Source organism: Dryocola sp. LX212 (assembly GCA_041504365.1).
Classification (GTDB): domain Bacteria; phylum Pseudomonadota; class Gammaproteobacteria; order Enterobacterales; family Enterobacteriaceae; genus Dryocola.
In genome coordinates, this window is record CP167917.1 from 4233325 (window position 1) to 4248759 (window position 15435).

Below are 15435 nucleotides of genomic sequence, written 5' to 3' on the forward strand. Positions count from 1 at the left end.
CTTAGATGGAACGTGACGGCTTTTAAAGTTATATTAAGCACGGAATTAATGCGCTTTGAGAAATAGCAGGAGGGAGAAAATGAATTCTGAAGATGAAGTTTTGTATCTTATTGAAGGGATTGTAGAATTTAAGCCGCATGATAATTGCCTGATTTCTTTGACGACAGGGGAAAAGAAAACGCTACTGGCAGCTGCGTCAAGCTGCCTACATTTATTGTTACAGCATCAAGGAACGCTGGTCACAAAGAAGGCGCTATTCGAAGCAGGCTGGGAAAAGGATGGGTTGCATGTTACAGACAATACTTTTTATCAAAATGTTTTAACATTAAGACGCTCGTTGAGCTCGCTGGGTATTGAAAGGAATATTATTATTACGGTTACCCGTAAAGGCCTGATGATTCCAAATGATGTCAACGCAAAGAAGCTGACGGAAGAAAATGCTAGCGCCAGTCCAAAGGAGGATGATCCCCCGCAGTCTCTTGAAAAGAAATCTCTTTTAAAAGAGGGTATTACACGAAAGCCTAATAAGATAGGTAGCGCAGTTCAGACCTGGTTTAAATTTTGTTTTTTCCTTGCCATTCTTTTTTTAACGATTTCGGGAGTATACTGCGTAATTAACACTACAGATGAAAATAATTTTTTTGCGGACTATAAGCTTTTCGGGAAGACCAATGGCTGCATAATTTTCATTAATAACAAACATGATAACATTGAAGAATACCAGCTTTTTACAAAAAACAACCCATTGAACTGTGATTCTCAGAATTACATTTATCTTACGGTTGTACCTTTTCTGCAGCGAGTGTCGGCGATCCGATGTAAGAAGCCATTATTAAATGAGCCTACAACGCAGTGTGTTTCTGATTACTACCTTTCAAGGGATGAGAAATTAAAATGAAAAAAGCCCTTACTTACATGAATATCATTCTGGTTTTACTGGCATTACTCATTATTATTTTAGTAATAGGTTATAATAGTTATCATCGTGATTATTATACTTGTGAATCCGATCTCATTATACATGCGCAGGATGCCAGAATTGAAGCCTCAGTGACCTATTATTTCCAGGGCAAAAAAGGGGTTTCCTTGCTCAAAGGCGCGATTATCAAAGGAGAGAAAGTAACCACGATTAGCAGGAAAAACCACTTTCGAATCAATAAGAATGATAAAGGCTATCTGCATCTGGTGACAACCCAAACCCTTACGGCTCCTTCAGACGAAGCCGCGGTCCAGGATCTACAACGCTACCTGCCTGATTTTTATTTCACAAAAAACGCAAGCAGAGATTTCGTCATCCATAAACAAGGAGACGGGCTGGTGTTTTCCACGGGCTATATGCCGGCTTTTTACTGCGTAAAAGAGTAACAGGCATGTCTGACCTTATATCAGCACATTCGGAAAAACCTGCCGAAACTGCACCTGCGCACTGACCCCATACAGGTAATCTGTATGGGCTTGTTCTAAAAGCTTAGATGCATATTTATGTCCCATAACCTCTCCTCAGATCAATCAAACAGCCGGACCGCAAGGATCCGGCCATCAGTTGGGCGTAATCTTAAATGTAATATCTATCTGAAGAATTAGTAATGCTTTGAATTAATTTAAGTTATTACCAGCACTGCCGTCACCGAACTCTAGCGCGATACCGCCCATTCCCGCGGCACCTCACCAGGCTGTGGCAAATCATTTTGCAGTGAGGTGGGCAGATATCTTCCGTAAAGCCATTCTCCCCCCAGTGCCGACTGCCAGGGCACAGGTACCCCGGATTTATAGCGGTCTACCGCCGAATGGTGGATCATCATTGACGAAGACAGCGGCGCGGGCAGTCTTCTTGGGGAAATGCGCTGCCAGGTCGTTGGCGGGTACCATTCGCAGTGTAAACGCCCCAGGGGATCGGCTTTCATCTCGCTGGGCGCAAGGTGCATCCCCAAATCGTCCAGCGCGTCATGCATCCACAGATACGCCCCGTTTGACAGACCGCAATCTGCTTCACTGCAGTTGTAGCCTCCTCCCACGTCCTGGTGAATGCCAGGAAAAAGCACCTGTACGATACGGTCCCTGTTGTCCCAGACGGCAGGAGTTAAATCGACGCGCTGTTCGTCGATGGCAATCGCCTGCAATCCGTATTTAACGCGGGCGTGCAACTCGTTGTCCGTCAAGCGGAAAACGTCCATCCGCTTATCATTAAAGTACTTAGGGATCCCCAGATGCCCCACCGTTTCCCAGACAGCCACGGCTTCCACCGGCACGCTGGACGTCATGCAGAGCGGATCGACGCTGTCGCAGAAGAAAGCAGGGAAATCCCGAAGGACAGCACCAAGCAGATTACTGCTTATCCCCGGCGTATGCGCGCGATGCAGCGCCCAGACGGACGCCGCCATCCGCCAGGCCTCATCTTTATGACGCTCATCAAGGTGAAGTCTGTCCCGATTGAGCAGCCCCCGGTCAATGATCATATTCGCCAGCGCACGGGCCGTGTAAGCGCCGCGGCTGAAGCCGATCAGATAGATGCGATCCCCCGGCTCCCAGTAGCGGCTAAGAAAGGTATATCCCCGAATAATCGGCGTGATCATACTGGCGCCAAAAGTGCCGCCGAGCAGCTTTACCAAGCTGTTGTGCGGATCCCCCACGCCGTGAATGTACTTTGCAACCTGTGCCACCTGCCCGCTGCTGTCCAGCCAGAATTTCTCTTGTTCGTTAGCCAGCAGCAGACTCTGCTTATCCCCTACCCCTTTCATATCAACGAACAGCTGATAGACATTGCTGACAACCAGATCATCGTCCGGAAGTTCATCGACGCCGGGTGGGTTCCATGTGCCGTCGGCACAAAAAATTATATTTTTCCCCATGTGTGTTCCTCGCCCAGAAGGAATCCTTTAAGAAAAGGCAAAAACGCCCCGTCCCGCAATACGACAAATAGCTGATTAGGCTGATGACTTCTCGCTGGCCGTCGGCGCCCTCCTCACTCTTCATCTTTTAGAAACCAATACTTAACAAAAGCGTCACATTTCATCGGCACCATGGGGCAACTTTTATGGAGGCCGCCAATGCAAACAATTATTCGCGTCAACAAGCTGAGCAAAACCTTCAACCACCACCAGGCGCTAAGCGCGGTGGATTTGCAGGTCTGCGAAGGTGAGATGGTGGCACTGCTGGGGCCTTCAGGCTCCGGTAAATCGACGCTGTTACGCCACCTGAGCGGGCTGATAACGTCTGACAGAACTGCAGAGTGCCGGGTCGAACTGCTGGGTCGCACCGTGCAAAAGGCAGGCCGCCTGGCGAGCGACATCCGCAAAAGCCGCGCCCATACCGGCTGCATTTTTCAGCAGTTCAATCTGGTTAACCGGCTAACGGTGCTCGAAAACGTGCTGATCGGCGCGCTGGGCTCTACTCCCTTCTGGCGCACCTGCCTGAAATTATTCACTTGGGAACAAAAGCAGCGCGCGCTACGGGCGCTGACACGCGTGGGCATGGCGCAGTTTGCTTATCAGCGAGTCTCCACCCTGTCCGGTGGGCAGCAGCAGCGCGTGGCGATAGCCCGCGCGCTGATGCAGCAGGCAAAAGTCATTCTCGCCGATGAGCCCATCGCCTCTCTTGACCCGGAATCCGCCCGCATCGTCATGGAAACCCTGCACGACATTAACCGCCTGGACGGCATTACCGTTGTGGTGACGCTGCATCAGGTGGATTACGCCCTGCGCTATTGCGAACGCATAGTCGCGCTGCGTCAGGGGCACGTGTTTTACGACGGAAGCAGCTCGGCGTTCGACAGCGAACGGCTGGGGAATCTCTACCGCAGCATCGCCCGCGTTGACGCGGTGGCTGCCTGATATTTTCATCTACCTTAAGGAATGGTCATGAGCTACAAAAAAGTTGCCGCCCTCGCTTTTACCAGCCTGCTGAGCGTCAGCACCCTGTTTGCCCCGGCCCATGCGGATGAACAGGAAAAATCGATTAACTTCGGCATTATCTCCACCGAATCCCAGCAAAACCTCAGGCCGCAGTGGGACCCGTTCCTCAAGGATATGGAAAAGAAGCTGGGCATGAAGGTGAACGCTTTCTTCGCCCCGGACTACGCGGGGATCATCCAGGGCATGCGCTTTAACAAAGTGGATATCGCCTGGTACGGCAACCTTTCCGCGATGGAAGCGGTGGACAGGGCAAACGGCCAGGTCTTCGCCCAGACCGTTGCAGCAGACGGATCGCCCGGTTACTGGAGCGTATTGATCGTTAATAAAGACAGCCCGATCAACAACCTTCATGATCTGCTGGCCAAACGCAAAGATCTGACCTTCGGCAACGGCGACCCCAACTCTACTTCTGGTTACCTCGTCCCCGGCTACTACGTCTTCGCAAAAAATAACGTCACCGTGAACGAGTTTAAGCGCTCCGTAAACGCCAGCCATGAGACCAACGCGCTGGCCGTCGCCAACGGGCAGGTGGACGTGGCGACCAACAACACCGAAAACCTCGACAAGCTGAAGACCTCCGCGCCGGACAAGCTCAAAGCGCTGAAGGTGATCTGGAAGTCGCCGCTGATCCCGGGCGACCCTATCGTGTGGCGTAAAAACCTCTCCGAAGCCACGAAGGACAAAATCTACGACTTCTTTATGAGCTACGGCAAAACCCCGGAAGAGAAAGACGTGCTGACCCGCCTGGGCTGGGCGCCGTTCCGCGCCTCAAGCGACCTGCAGCTGGTGCCGATTCGCCAGCTGGCGCTGTTCAAACAGATGCAGGGCGTGAAGGACAACAAGGGGTTGGATGACAAAGAGAAGGTCAGCAAGGTCAGCGAACTGCAAAACCAGCTTAACGATCTGGACCGCCTGACCGCGGCCCTGACGGCGATGACCGGCGTGAATAAAGCGGTGCAGTGATTTTTGGTAGATGACGCTGCGCTTATCCATCCGATGTTGGTCGGATAAGCGTTAGCGTCATCCGACAAAAGCGACATTTTTACGGAGTCACCATGCAACAAACAATCCACATCGCCGCCCCGAAGCGCAGCTGGTTTTCGCTGTTAAGCTGGGGGATTTTGCTGGCGGTGCTCGCCGTCTCCTGGCAGGGCGCAGAAATGGCGCCGCTCAACCTGTTCCGCGACGCGGGCAATATGGCGACCTTCGCCGCCGACTTTTTCCCGCCTGACTTCAGCGACTGGCGCGTCTACCTGGGCGAAATGGGTATCACCCTGCAAATCGCCGTCTGGGGCACCGCCCTGTCCATCGTACTGTCCATTCCCTGCGGCCTGATGTGCGCCGACAACCTCGTCCCGTGGTGGGTTTACCAGCCGATGCGCCGCCTGATGGACGCCTGCCGCGCCATCAACGAAATGGTCTTTGCGATGCTGTTCGTGGTCGCCGTTGGCCTGGGGCCTTTCGCTGGCGTACTGGCCCTGTTCATCCATACCACCGGCGTGCTCTCGAAATTACTTTCTGAAGCCGTTGAAGCTATCGAGCCCGGCCCGGTTGAAGGCATTCGCGCCACCGGGGCGAACAAGCTGGAAGAGATCCTTTACGGCGTGCTGCCCCAGGTGATGCCGCTGCTGATCTCCTACTCCCTTTACCGCTTCGAGTCGAACGTCCGTTCGGCAACCGTGGTCGGCATGGTGGGCGCAGGCGGCATCGGCGTGACGCTGTGGGAGGCGATTCGCGGCTTCCAGTTCCAGCAAACCTGCGCGCTGATGATTGTCATCATCATCACCGTCAGCCTGCTGGATTTCATGTCCCAGCGTCTGCGTAAGCATTTCATTTGAAGGGACGAAGGATGCCGTGGATGACGAAAACGGATAGCTGTAGGTCGGGTAAGCGCAGCGTCACCCGACAAATCAAAAACAAGCAGAGGATTGACTGACATGCACTTATCCAGACATCCGACCAGTTACCCCACCCGCTACCAGGAGATCGCCGCCCTGCTTGAGCTGGAGCTGCGTAACCATTACCGCTGCGGCGACTACCTGCCCGCAGAAGGTCAGCTGGCGGCGCGCTACGAAGTCAACCGCCACACCCTGCGCCGCGCCATCGACCAACTGGTGGAAAAAGGCTGGGTGCAGCGCCGTCAGGGCGTTGGCGTGCTGGTTTTAATGCGCCCGTTCGACTACCCGCTGAACGCCCAGGCGCGCTTCAGCCAGAACCTGCTCGACCAGGGCAGCCACCCCACCAGCGAGCGCTTACTTGCCGTTTTGCGCCCGGCCTCCAGCCACGTTGCCGATGCACTAGGGGTAGCCGAAGGCGAAGAAGTTATTCACCTGCGCACCCTAAGGCGCGTTAACGGCATCGCCGTTTGCCTTATCGACCACTATTTTGCCGATCTGAGCTGGTGGCCCGCGCTGCAGCAGTTCCACAGCGGATCGCTGCACGACGTTATAAGCAGCCAGCTCGGCATTCATCTTAAACGAACGCAGACCCGCATTAGCGCCCGGCGCGCACAGGCCAAAGAGAGCCGCCTGCTGGAGATCCCCAACATGGCTCCGCTGCTGTGCGTGCGCACCCTTAACCACCGTGAAGGCGAGGCAAACCCGGCGGAATACTCCGTCAGCCTGACCCGCGCCGACATGATCGAATTCACTATGGAGCACTAAATGGACGCCACGCAGAACGATACCGCACAGCGCCAGAAGTGGATGGCCGTGCTCGCCCACAGCCTGCCGCAGGAGCTGGCGGAACGCTGGGCCGCACTGAAGTTAAACCCTGTTTATCAGGTCATTCGCCAGCCGGAAGTAGGACTGGTGCAGATCCAGGCGCGCATGGGCGCAACGGGGCAACGTTTCTTCGCAGGGGACGCCACCCTAACCCGCGCCGTTGTGCAGCTGGATAACGGCACCTACGGCTACAGCTATTTATTAGGGCGAGATAAAGCCCACGCCGAGCGCTGCGCGGCGATCGACGCGCTGATGCAGGAAGAAAGCCTGCGCATAACGTTACAGGAAACCTTAATTGCGCCGCTGGCGGCTAACCGGGAGCAGCGCCTTGCCAAAAGGCGTGCCCAGGTGAACAGCAGCCGCGTCGACTTCTTTACCCTGGTTCGCGGAGATAACGCATGACCTTAATGACCGCATTCACCCTGCCCGTGCAGGACGCCCAGCAGAGCTTCCGCCGCCTGCTAAAAGCCATGAGCGAGCCGGGCGTTATCGTCGCGCTGCATTCGCTTCATCAGGGCTGGACGCCGCTGAACGTTGCCTCCACCAGCGTGCTGCTGACGCTGGCCGACAACGACACCCCGGTATGGATCAGCGATGCGCTGAATAGTGAAGCCACCTCGCAAAATACGCGTTTTCATACAAATGCTCCGCTCGCCCGGACGCCGGAAACGGCCCAGTTTGCCATAGCCGATGCCAACATCTCGGGCGAACAACTCAACGCCCTCGCCCAGGGAACGGACGTCGCCCCCGATACCAGCGCCACGCTGATTTTGCAGGTCAGCAGCCTGAGCGGTGGCCGCATGCTGCGCCTGACCGGCGCGGGCATTCAGGAAGAGCGCATGATTGCCCCGCAGCTGCCGGACTGCGTGATCCACGAGTTAACCGAGCGCCCGCACCCGTTCCCGCTGGGCATCGACCTGATCCTCACCTGCGGCGAGCGCCTGCTGGCTATCCCTCGAACCACCCACGTGGAGGTGTGCTGATGTACGTCGCCGTGAAAGGGGGCGAGAAGGCGATTGCCGCCGCCCACACGCTGCAGGAGCTGAACCGCCGGGGTGAACAGAGCCTCGCCGAGCTGAGCGTGGCGCAAATCGAACAGCAGCTGGGCCTGGCGGTAGACCGCGTGATGACCGAAGGTGGTATTGCCGACCGCGAACTCGCGGCCCTTGCCATCAAGCAGGCGAGCGGCGATATGGTCGAAGCCATCTTCCTGCTGCGCGCTTACCGCACCACGCTGCCGCGTTTAGCCGTGAGCGAACCGCTGAATACCGCAGAGATGCGGCTGGAGCGACGCATTTCGGCCACTTACAAAGACATTCCCGGCGGCCAGCTGCTCGGCCCGACCTACGACTACACCCACCGCCTGCTGGACTTCACGCTGCTGGCCAACGGCGAAACCCCGGAGCTAAAAGCGGGCGATATACACACCGACCCGGCCCCCCACGTGTTCAGCATGCTGGTGAAGCAGGGCCTGGCGAAAGCCGAAGAAGATGACGGCGAACAGCCGGACGATATCACTCGCCAGCCGCCGGCTTATCCGTGCTCCCGCTCCTCCCGCTTACAGCAGCTGGTGCGCGGCGACGAAGGTTATCTGCTGGCGCTGGCCTACTCCACCCAGCGCGGCTACGGGCGCAACCACCCGTTCGCCGGGGAGATCCGCAGCGGCTACGTTGATATCGAAATCGTGCCGGAAGAGCTGGGATTTGCGGTGAACGTCGGCGAACTGCTGCTGACCGAGTGTGAAATGGTCAACGGTTTTATCGCCCCCGAAGAAGAAGCCCCACACTTTACGCGCGGCTACGGGTTGGTGTTCGGCATGAGTGAACGCAAGGCGATGGCGATGGCGCTGGTCGACCGCGCGCTGCAGGCCCCGGACTACGACGAAACCGTTGCCGGCCCGGCTCAGGACGAAGAGTTTGTGCTCTCGCACGCGGATAACGTGGAGGCTGCGGGCTTCGTCTCGCACCTCAAGCTGCCGCACTACGTCGATTTCCAGGCCGAGCTGGAACTGCTGAACCGCCTGATTAAGGAGCGCGACCATGGCTAACCTAAGCGGCTACAATTTCGCCTATCTGGACGAGCAAACCAAACGCATGATCCGCCGCGCCATCCTCAAGGCCGTGGCTATTCCCGGCTATCAGGTGCCGTTTGGCGGACGCGAGATGCCGATGCCCTACGGCTGGGGCACGGGCGGCATTCAGATTACCGCCAGCGTAATTGGTGAAGCAGACGTGCTGAAGGTCATCGACCAGGGCGCGGACGACACTACTAACGCCGTGTCGATCCGCAACTTCTTCAGGCGCGTGACTGGCGTGAACACCACCGAGCGCACGGAAGACGCGACGCTGATCCAGACCCGCCACCGAATCCCGGAAACGCCGCTCGCTGAAGACCAGATCCTGATTTACCAGGTGCCGATCCCCGAGCCGCTGCGCTTTATCGAACCGCGCGAAACGGAGACCCGCACCATGCACGCGCTGGAAGAGTACGGCGTGATGCAGGTGAAGCTTTACGAAGATATCGCCCGCTTCGGCCACATCGCCACCACCTACGCCTATCCGGTGAAGGTCAATGAGCGATACGTGATGGACCCGTCGCCGATCCCGAAATTCGACAACCCGAAGATGGACAGGATGCCCGCGCTGCAGCTGTTCGGGGCCGGACGCGAGAAGCGCATTTACGCCGTGCCGCCGTTTACCCGCGTGGAGAGCCTCGATTTCGACGACCATCCGTTCACCGTTCAGCAATGGGAAGAACCGTGCGCCATTTGCGGTTCGCGCCACAGCTACCTGGATGAAGTGGTGCTGGACGACGCGGGCAGCCGCATGTTCGTCTGCTCCGATACCGATTACTGCCGCCAGAACAGCGAGGCCGCCGCCCAATGATCCAGCCACTCCTTTCGGTCAACAACCTGACCCACCTGTACGCCCCCGGCAAAGGCTTCAGCGACGTGTCGTTTGAGCTGTACCCCGGCGAAGTGCTGGGGATTGTCGGCGAGTCCGGCTCCGGCAAGACCACGCTGTTAAAGTCGATTTCTGCCCGCCTCGCGCCGCAGAACGGCGAAGTGATTTACCTGGATGAGTCGCTGTACGGCATGAGTGAAGGCGACCGCCGCCGTCTGCTGCGTACCGAGTGGGGTGTGGTTCATCAGCATGCCATGGACGGCCTGCGCCGCCACGTCTCCGCCGGTGGCAACATCGGCGAGCGGCTGATGGCGACCGGCGCACGCCATTACGGTGAGATCCGCGCCACGGCCCAGCGCTGGCTGGAAGAGGTGGAAATCCCTGCGTCACGTATCGATGACCTGCCAACGACGTTTTCCGGCGGCATGCAGCAGCGCCTGCAAATCGCCCGCAACCTGGTGACGCATCCGAAGCTGGTATTTATGGATGAGCCAACCGGCGGGCTGGACGTGTCGGTTCAGGCGCGCCTGCTCGACCTGCTACGAGGCCTGGTGCGGGAGCTGAACCTGGCGGTGGTCATTGTCACCCATGATTTAGGCGTGGCACGCCTGCTGGCCGATCGTCTGCTGGTCATGAAGCAGGGCCAGGTGGTGGAGAGCGGGCTGACCGACCGCGTGCTGGACGACCCGCACCACCCTTACACCCAGCTGCTGGTGTCATCGGTGCTGCAGAACTGATTTTGCCGGATGGCGACGCCTGCGCGTCTTATCCGACTTACGCACCTGTACCCCGTAGGTCGGATAAGGCGCCAGCCGCCATCCGACGTTATGGCAACCCTTTCAAGGAATCACTATGTCCCGCTTACGGGTAGAAAACCTCAGCAAAACCTTTGTGCTGCACCACCAGCACGGTATCCGCCTGCCGGTGCTGGCTAACGCCTCTTTAGAAGTTAAAGGTGGGGAATGCGTGGTGCTGCACGGCCATTCCGGCAGCGGCAAATCCACACTGCTGCGTTCGCTGTACGCCAACTATCTGCCGGATGAAGGCCATATCTGGGTGAAGCATGACGACGCCTGGCTGGATATCGTGCGGGCTCCGGCGCGGGACGTGCTGGCGGTACGCCGCAAAACCATCGGCTGGGTGAGCCAGTTTTTGCGCGTCATCCCGCGTATTTCAGCTTTGGAGGTGGTGATGCAGCCGCTGCTGGATTTGGGCGTTCCCCGTGAAGAGTGCGTGGCGAAAGCCTCTCGCCTGTTAATTCGCCTGAACGTGCCGGAACGTTTGTGGAGCCTTGCGCCCTCGACGTTTTCCGGGGGCGAACAGCAGCGCGTGAACATCGCCCGCGGGTTTATCGTCGACTACCCGATTTTGCTGCTCGATGAGCCGACCGCCTCGCTGGATGCCAAAAACAGCGCCGCCGTGGTATCGCTGATTCAGGAGGCAAAAGCGCGGGGCGCGGCGGTTGTCGGGATATTCCACGACGAAGCGGTACGCAATCTGGTGGCGGACCGCCTGCATTCCATGACTACGGTAGAGGCGCAACATGATTATCAATAACGTCAGGCTGGTGCTGGAAAACGAAGTGGTTAGCGGCTCGCTGGAAGTGGCCGACGGAGTGATCCGAAACTTTGCCGACAGCCCAAGCAGCCTGCCACAAGCACACGACGGCGAAGGCGGCTGGCTGCTGCCGGGGCTTATCGAGCTGCATACCGATAACCTGGATAAGTTCTTCACCCCGCGTCCGAAGGTAGACTGGCCTGCCCACTCTGCCATGAGCAGCCACGACGCGCTGATGGTGGCAAGCGGCATCACCACCGTGCTGGATGCGGTCGCGCTGGGCGACGTGCGGGACGGTGGCGACCGGCTGGAAAACTTAGAGAAGATGATCAACGCGGTAATGCAGACCCAGGCACAGGGCATCAACCGCGCCGAGCACCGTCTGCACCTGCGCTGCGAACTGCCGCACCACACGACCCTGCCGCTCTTCCAGCAGCTTATCGACCGGGGCGGCGTCTCGCTGGTGTCACTGATGGACCACTCACCGGGCCAGCGCCAGTTCTCTAATCTGGTTAAGTATCGCGAATACTATCAGGGAAAATATTCCCTGAACGACACGGAGATGAACCGCTACGAAGCGGATCAGCTGGCGCTGGCGGAACGCTGGTCACAGCCGAACCGCCTGGCGATTGCCGCCGAGTGTCGTGCACGAAACATCGCCCTTGCCAGCCATGATGACGCAACTGCCGCGCACGTAGCGGAATCTCATGAGCTGGGCAGCGTTATCGCAGAGTTCCCGACGACCCTTGAAGCCGCACAGGCCTCTCGCCGGCACGGTCTGAGCGTGCTGATGGGCGCACCGAATATTGTTCGGGGCGGCTCGCATTCTGGCAACGTGGCCGCGCATCAGCTGGCCCAGGCGGGGCTGCTGGACATCCTTTCTTCCGACTACTACCCGGCGAGCATGCTGGATGCGGCCTTCCGCGTGGCGCACGACGAGTCAAACAGCTTCACGCTCCCGCAGTCTGTGGCGCTGGTGACGCGTAACCCGGCGCGGGCGCTCAGTCTGGAAGATCGCGGCGTGCTGGCGGAAGGAAAACGGGCGGATATGGTACTGGCCCATCAGCACGGCGACCACGTTTACGTCGGGCACGTCTGGCGTCAGGGAATGCGGGTGTTCTGATGAGCAAAATGGTCTGGTTGATGGGGCCGTCCGGCTCCGGGAAAGACAGCCTGCTGACGGCGCTCCGCCAGCAGGAGAACAATCGGCTGCTGGTGGCGCACCGCTATATAACCCGCGCAGCCGATGCTGGCTGCGAAAATCACGTCGCGCTCAGCGAAAAGGAGTTCGCTCTGCGGCAGGAGCAGGGGCTGTTTGCCCTGAGCTGGCAGGCGCATCATCAGAGCTACGGCGTCGGCGTGGAGCTGGATATCTGGCTTGAGGCGGGCTTTGACGTGGTAGTGAACGGCTCGCGCCAGCACCTGAAGCAGGCACGACGGCGCTACGGCGACGCGCTGGTGCCCATTTGCCTGCACGTTTCAACGGAAGTGCTGCGCCAGCGGCTCGAACTGCGCGGACGGGAAACGCCGCAGCAGATAGAGCAGCGCCTGCAGCGGGCGGCTTTTTATGCGCCGGATCTGGACGACTGTCTGGTACTTCATAATGACGGCAGTCTGCTACAGTCAGTCGAGTCGTTTATGCGCATGGTAAACGGCCAGCGCAACGCCAACGTCGTCCACTTTCGCCGTAAGGAGCCACGCCATGTCTGAAGTTGAATTTCGCCGCGCCACAATTGCCGACGGCGATATTGTTTACGCCCTGATCTGCGAGCTGAAGCAGGCGGAGTTTGACCGGCAGGCTTTTAATGCTGGCTTTGCAGCGAATCTTGAAGATCACAACCTATGCTATCAGCTTGCCCTGCTTAACGGCGACGTTGTCGGCATGATTGGGCTACATATGCAGTTTCACCTGCATCATGTGAACTGGATTGCGGAGATCCAGGAGCTGGTGGTGATGCCCCAGGCGCGAGGCCACGGCGTTGGCAGCAAGCTGATGGCGTGGGCGGAAGAGCAGGCGCGTATCGCGGGGGCAGAGCTAACGGAGCTCTCGACCAGTACCGGACGACTGGACGCGCACCGTTTTTACCAGCGGGAGGGCTATAAACAGACCCATTTTCGCTTTACCAAAGCGGTGGAGATCAACAATGAGCCTGAAAATCACCCTTAGCGGCACCGGTGGTGCGCAGCTGATTCCCGCTTTTGGCTGCCGCTGTGCTGCATGCGAACGCGCCCGCAACAACCCACAGTATCGCCGCAAGCCCTGCAGCGCGGTGGTGAAGTTCAACAAGGCGATAACGCTGCTGGACGCGGGGATTCCCGACCTGATGGATTGCTGGCAGCCCGAAGAGATCCACCAGTTTCTGCTCACCCATTACCATATGGATCATGTGCAGGGCCTGTTCCCGCTGCGCTGGGGCGTTGGCGAGAAAATCCGTGTCTACGGCCCGCCGGACGAACGGGGCTGCGACGATCTCTTTAAGCACCCCGGCTTGCTGGATTTCAGCCCTACGCTGGAGCCGTTCGTCTGGTTCACCCTGCAGGCGCTGCGCGTGACTCCCCTGCCCCTTAACCACTCAAAGCTGACCTACGGCTACCTGTTTGAAACGCCCCATAGCCGCGTCGCCTGGCTGTGCGATACGGCAGGGCTGCCGGACAAAACGCTGAAGTTTCTGGTGAACAACAGGCCCGAAGTGGTGGTGATTGATTGCAGCCACGAGCCGAGAGCAGAAACGCCAAAAAACCATTGCGATTTGAATACCGTGATAGCTCTGAATGAACACATCGGCTGCCCGCGCGTGATCCTCACGCATATCAGCCACCAGTTCGACTGCTGGCTGATGGAAAACGATTTACCGCCGGGATTCGAAGCCGGATTTGACGGGCTTGTGATTGAGGTGGATTAACGTCTTTTGCCGGATGACGCTTCGCTTATCCGGCCTACGAAGGTGTTACCCATGTGGTCGGTATGTACCCCTCGCTAATCCAGCCTACGTTCCGTTGAAGTTGTAGGGTGGATAAGCGCAGCGTCATCCACCGAAATATTTACGTTCACCGGCATTAACAATCTCATCCGTTCCCGCCCAATCCCCCGGGTACAAACCTCTTTGCACATCACGGTGAAACGTTGAAAACGGCCAGTCTCTCACTCTTGTCACCAGGCCATGCTTAACCGGGTTGATATAAATGTAATCCATGTGCGCCCTGTAATCTTTTTCATCCCGGATGCAGTGCTCCCAGTACCTTTTCTGCCAGACCTGACCGTTGCAGGCTAGTGACTTCGTGAATGATTTTTTGATAGCCCGCCAGCGACCGGGAAAATCATTTTCTCCCGCAGGGAGCGTCCAGATGCAATGCATATGCTCGGGTAAAACAACCCATGCGTTGATATCGAAAGGATGGCGTGTCTTTACTTGCCGAATGGCAGCTCGTAGCGCATGGATGTGCCTGGTAAGCAAATCGCTGTGTCGGTCATGAAGATTAACGGTAAAAAAGAAGGTGCCACCGTTATGAAAAGCACGACGATAGTTCGACATGGTTCAGCTTCCTTGCATGAAATGTCCCTGTATTGCCGGATGGCGCTACGCTAATCCAGCCTACGTTCCGTTGAAGTTGTAGGGTGGATAAGCGCAGCGTCATCCACCGTTAGTTCTGTACCCTATCACATTAAAATCAGCAGCTTATTAGCGAAAGAAAATTTCAGAACCCAGTTCGCATTCGCTACCGAAAATCATCATCAAGCCGGCGCTCGTCGTCTTCAAGCTGGCGGCGCTGTTCATCCAGCTGACGCTGTTGGTCGTCCAACTGACGGCGGCGGTCTTCCAGCTGCCGGTGACGGTCTTCGTAGCGGCGCTGGTCGTCAGAATTTCGCTGCCTGTCGTCCTCGTACGGGCGGCGATCTTCGTCGTCACCGTTCTGGCTGCCGTTGGGGTTATAGGCGTCGTTAATAGCCTGCGAAATTGAGCTGACGATGGAGTTATCGAACAGGCCGTCCAGCTCGTCTGCGTGGACAAGCGAAGTCATGCTCAAGGCGGATAACAGCACGGTGGTGGCATATCGGTTCATAAGTCAGTCTCAGAAAAGGTCTGCGGCTAGCGTATGAAAGGCGCACGGAGCGCGACAGCAGAGAATTCCCATATTCGGCGAGGTGTCTGAAAGTCAGCCCCTCTTTGCAGAGGGGCTGAGTCCTTGCTACAGGATATTTGATGAGGTGCATAGTTTAATGAAGCGCTCAGGTGACTTTCCGGTTCCGCCCGCTTCCTCCTGGAGGCCCTGAAGGGGCAATCTATTAATGTCCGCTTCCGTCCGCCGAGTCAATTGTTTGCCGTTGACCTTTTTTCTTTT

General features: G+C 57.4%; 19 protein-coding genes. 16 read left to right on the forward strand and 3 right to left on the reverse strand.

Going from position 1 to position 15435, the window contains the following annotated elements:
* Positions 1–79 precede the first annotated feature (79 nt).
* Together ACA108_20340 and ACA108_20345 are read left to right on the forward strand one after the other, a co-directional pair.
* The gene (locus ACA108_20340) at positions 80–898 is read left to right on the forward strand and encodes a transcriptional regulator (protein ID XEX95643.1); all 819 of its coding nucleotides are present in this window, start codon (positions 80–82) and stop codon (positions 896–898) included.
* Positions 895–1365: a hypothetical protein gene (locus tag ACA108_20345; GenBank protein XEX95644.1), complete on the forward strand. Its 471-nt coding sequence runs from the start codon at positions 895–897 to the stop codon at positions 1363–1365. Before ACA108_20340 ends, ACA108_20345 begins: the two co-directional genes overlap by 4 nt.
* A 269-nt stretch (positions 1366–1634) precedes the next feature.
* On the opposite strand, the gene ACA108_20350 is transcribed toward ACA108_20345, so the two are convergent.
* The gene (locus ACA108_20350) at positions 1635–2849 is read right to left on the reverse strand and encodes a phospholipase effector Tle1 domain-containing protein (GenBank protein XEX95645.1); all 1215 of its coding nucleotides are present in this window, start codon (positions 2847–2849) and stop codon (positions 1635–1637) included.
* 198 nt (positions 2850–3047) lie between these two features.
* Between ACA108_20350 and phnC the strand changes: the two genes are divergently transcribed.
* The 14 genes from phnC to phnP all read left to right on the forward strand — a co-directional run bounded on the left by phnC (position 3048) and on the right by phnP (position 13997).
* Positions 3048–3830 carry a phosphonate ABC transporter ATP-binding protein gene (gene phnC, locus ACA108_20355; protein ID XEX95646.1) on the forward strand — a complete coding sequence of 261 codons (783 nt, stop codon included), beginning with the start codon at positions 3048–3050 and terminating at the stop codon, positions 3828–3830.
* 27 nt (positions 3831–3857) lie between these two features.
* A complete protein-coding gene (phnD, locus tag ACA108_20360; GenBank protein ID XEX95647.1) occupies positions 3858–4874 on the forward strand; it encodes a phosphonate ABC transporter substrate-binding protein in 1017 nt (338 codons plus the stop codon).
* 92 nt (positions 4875–4966) lie between these two features.
* The gene (gene phnE / locus ACA108_20365) at positions 4967–5749 is read left to right on the forward strand and encodes a phosphonate ABC transporter, permease protein PhnE (protein ID XEX95648.1); all 783 of its coding nucleotides are present in this window, start codon (positions 4967–4969) and stop codon (positions 5747–5749) included.
* A 99-nt stretch (positions 5750–5848) separates the two neighbouring features.
* Positions 5849–6574, forward strand: coding sequence for a phosphonate metabolism transcriptional regulator PhnF (gene phnF, locus ACA108_20370; protein XEX95649.1), 726 nt, complete (start codon positions 5849–5851; stop codon positions 6572–6574).
* A complete protein-coding gene (phnG, locus tag ACA108_20375; GenBank protein XEX95650.1) occupies positions 6575–7036 on the forward strand; it encodes a phosphonate C-P lyase system protein PhnG in 462 nt (153 codons plus the stop codon).
* Positions 7033–7617 carry a phosphonate C-P lyase system protein PhnH gene (gene phnH / locus ACA108_20380; protein XEX95651.1) on the forward strand — a complete coding sequence of 195 codons (585 nt, stop codon included), beginning with the start codon at positions 7033–7035 and terminating at the stop codon, positions 7615–7617. Before phnG ends, phnH begins: the two co-directional genes overlap by 4 nt.
* Positions 7617–8681: a carbon-phosphorus lyase complex subunit PhnI gene (locus tag ACA108_20385; protein XEX95652.1), complete on the forward strand. Its 1065-nt coding sequence runs from the start codon at positions 7617–7619 to the stop codon at positions 8679–8681. Before phnH ends, ACA108_20385 begins: the two co-directional genes overlap by 1 nt.
* Positions 8674–9519 (forward strand): alpha-D-ribose 1-methylphosphonate 5-phosphate C-P-lyase PhnJ, encoded by an 846-nt coding sequence (phnJ, locus tag ACA108_20390; GenBank protein XEX95653.1) that lies wholly within the window; start codon positions 8674–8676, stop codon positions 9517–9519. The genes ACA108_20385 and phnJ overlap by 8 nt, the downstream gene beginning before the upstream one ends.
* The gene (gene phnK / locus ACA108_20395) at positions 9516–10274 is read left to right on the forward strand and encodes a phosphonate C-P lyase system protein PhnK (protein ID XEX95654.1); all 759 of its coding nucleotides are present in this window, start codon (positions 9516–9518) and stop codon (positions 10272–10274) included. The genes phnJ and phnK overlap by 4 nt, the downstream gene beginning before the upstream one ends.
* Before the next feature lie 115 nt (positions 10275–10389).
* The gene (phnL, locus tag ACA108_20400) at positions 10390–11094 is read left to right on the forward strand and encodes a phosphonate C-P lyase system protein PhnL (protein XEX95655.1); all 705 of its coding nucleotides are present in this window, start codon (positions 10390–10392) and stop codon (positions 11092–11094) included.
* On the forward strand, positions 11081–12217 hold the full coding sequence (gene phnM, locus ACA108_20405) for an alpha-D-ribose 1-methylphosphonate 5-triphosphate diphosphatase (protein ID XEX95656.1): 1137 nt from the start codon (positions 11081–11083) through the stop codon (positions 12215–12217). Before phnL ends, phnM begins: the two co-directional genes overlap by 14 nt.
* Complete coding sequence (gene phnN, locus ACA108_20410) at positions 12217–12804, forward strand: ribose 1,5-bisphosphokinase (GenBank protein XEX95657.1); 588 nt, start codon at positions 12217–12219, stop codon at positions 12802–12804. Before phnM ends, phnN begins: the two co-directional genes overlap by 1 nt.
* Positions 12797–13261 (forward strand): aminoalkylphosphonate N-acetyltransferase, encoded by a 465-nt coding sequence (gene phnO, locus ACA108_20415; GenBank protein XEX95658.1) that lies wholly within the window; start codon positions 12797–12799, stop codon positions 13259–13261. Before phnN ends, phnO begins: the two co-directional genes overlap by 8 nt.
* The gene (gene phnP, locus ACA108_20420; protein XEX95659.1) at positions 13239–13997 is read left to right on the forward strand and encodes a phosphonate metabolism protein PhnP; all 759 of its coding nucleotides are present in this window, start codon (positions 13239–13241) and stop codon (positions 13995–13997) included. The genes phnO and phnP overlap by 23 nt, the downstream gene beginning before the upstream one ends.
* 123 nt (positions 13998–14120) lie before the next feature.
* Here the strand turns inward: phnP and ACA108_20425 are convergent, their stop codons facing one another.
* Positions 14121–14627: a transposase gene (locus tag ACA108_20425; GenBank protein ID XEX95660.1), complete on the reverse strand. Its 507-nt coding sequence runs from the start codon at positions 14625–14627 to the stop codon at positions 14121–14123.
* Between the two features lie 184 nt (positions 14628–14811).
* The gene (gene yjdP, locus ACA108_20430) at positions 14812–15156 is read right to left on the reverse strand and encodes a DDRRRQL repeat protein YjdP (protein ID XEX95661.1); all 345 of its coding nucleotides are present in this window, start codon (positions 15154–15156) and stop codon (positions 14812–14814) included.
* Positions 15157–15435 lie beyond the last annotated feature (279 nt).

What these genes read in the sequence shown, in the direction of transcription:
- ACA108_20340 (XEX95643.1), top strand. Translation starts at nt 80, where the DNA reads ATGAATTCTGAAGATGAAGTTTTGTATCTTATTGAAGGGATTGTAGAA.
- ACA108_20345 (XEX95644.1), top strand. Translation starts at nt 895, where the DNA reads ATGAAAAAAGCCCTTACTTACATGAATATCATTCTGGTTTTACTGGCA.
- ACA108_20350 (XEX95645.1), bottom strand. Translation starts at nt 2,849, where the DNA reads ATGGGGAAAAATATAATTTTTTGTGCCGACGGCACATGGAACCCACCC.
- phnC (XEX95646.1), top strand. Translation starts at nt 3,048, where the DNA reads ATGCAAACAATTATTCGCGTCAACAAGCTGAGCAAAACCTTCAACCAC.
- phnD (XEX95647.1), top strand. Translation starts at nt 3,858, where the DNA reads ATGAGCTACAAAAAAGTTGCCGCCCTCGCTTTTACCAGCCTGCTGAGC.
- phnE (XEX95648.1), top strand. Translation starts at nt 4,967, where the DNA reads ATGCAACAAACAATCCACATCGCCGCCCCGAAGCGCAGCTGGTTTTCG.
- phnF (XEX95649.1), top strand. Translation starts at nt 5,849, where the DNA reads ATGCACTTATCCAGACATCCGACCAGTTACCCCACCCGCTACCAGGAG.
- phnG (XEX95650.1), top strand. Translation starts at nt 6,575, where the DNA reads ATGGACGCCACGCAGAACGATACCGCACAGCGCCAGAAGTGGATGGCC.
- phnH (XEX95651.1), top strand. Translation starts at nt 7,033, where the DNA reads ATGACCTTAATGACCGCATTCACCCTGCCCGTGCAGGACGCCCAGCAG.
- ACA108_20385 (XEX95652.1), top strand. Translation starts at nt 7,617, where the DNA reads ATGTACGTCGCCGTGAAAGGGGGCGAGAAGGCGATTGCCGCCGCCCAC.
- phnJ (XEX95653.1), top strand. Translation starts at nt 8,674, where the DNA reads ATGGCTAACCTAAGCGGCTACAATTTCGCCTATCTGGACGAGCAAACC.
- phnK (XEX95654.1), top strand. Translation starts at nt 9,516, where the DNA reads ATGATCCAGCCACTCCTTTCGGTCAACAACCTGACCCACCTGTACGCC.
- phnL (XEX95655.1), top strand. Translation starts at nt 10,390, where the DNA reads ATGTCCCGCTTACGGGTAGAAAACCTCAGCAAAACCTTTGTGCTGCAC.
- phnM (XEX95656.1), top strand. Translation starts at nt 11,081, where the DNA reads ATGATTATCAATAACGTCAGGCTGGTGCTGGAAAACGAAGTGGTTAGC.
- phnN (XEX95657.1), top strand. Translation starts at nt 12,217, where the DNA reads ATGAGCAAAATGGTCTGGTTGATGGGGCCGTCCGGCTCCGGGAAAGAC.
- phnO (XEX95658.1), top strand. Translation starts at nt 12,797, where the DNA reads ATGTCTGAAGTTGAATTTCGCCGCGCCACAATTGCCGACGGCGATATT.
- phnP (XEX95659.1), top strand. Translation starts at nt 13,239, where the DNA reads ATGAGCCTGAAAATCACCCTTAGCGGCACCGGTGGTGCGCAGCTGATT.
- ACA108_20425 (XEX95660.1), bottom strand. Translation starts at nt 14,627, where the DNA reads ATGTCGAACTATCGTCGTGCTTTTCATAACGGTGGCACCTTCTTTTTT.
- yjdP (XEX95661.1), bottom strand. Translation starts at nt 15,156, where the DNA reads ATGAACCGATATGCCACCACCGTGCTGTTATCCGCCTTGAGCATGACT.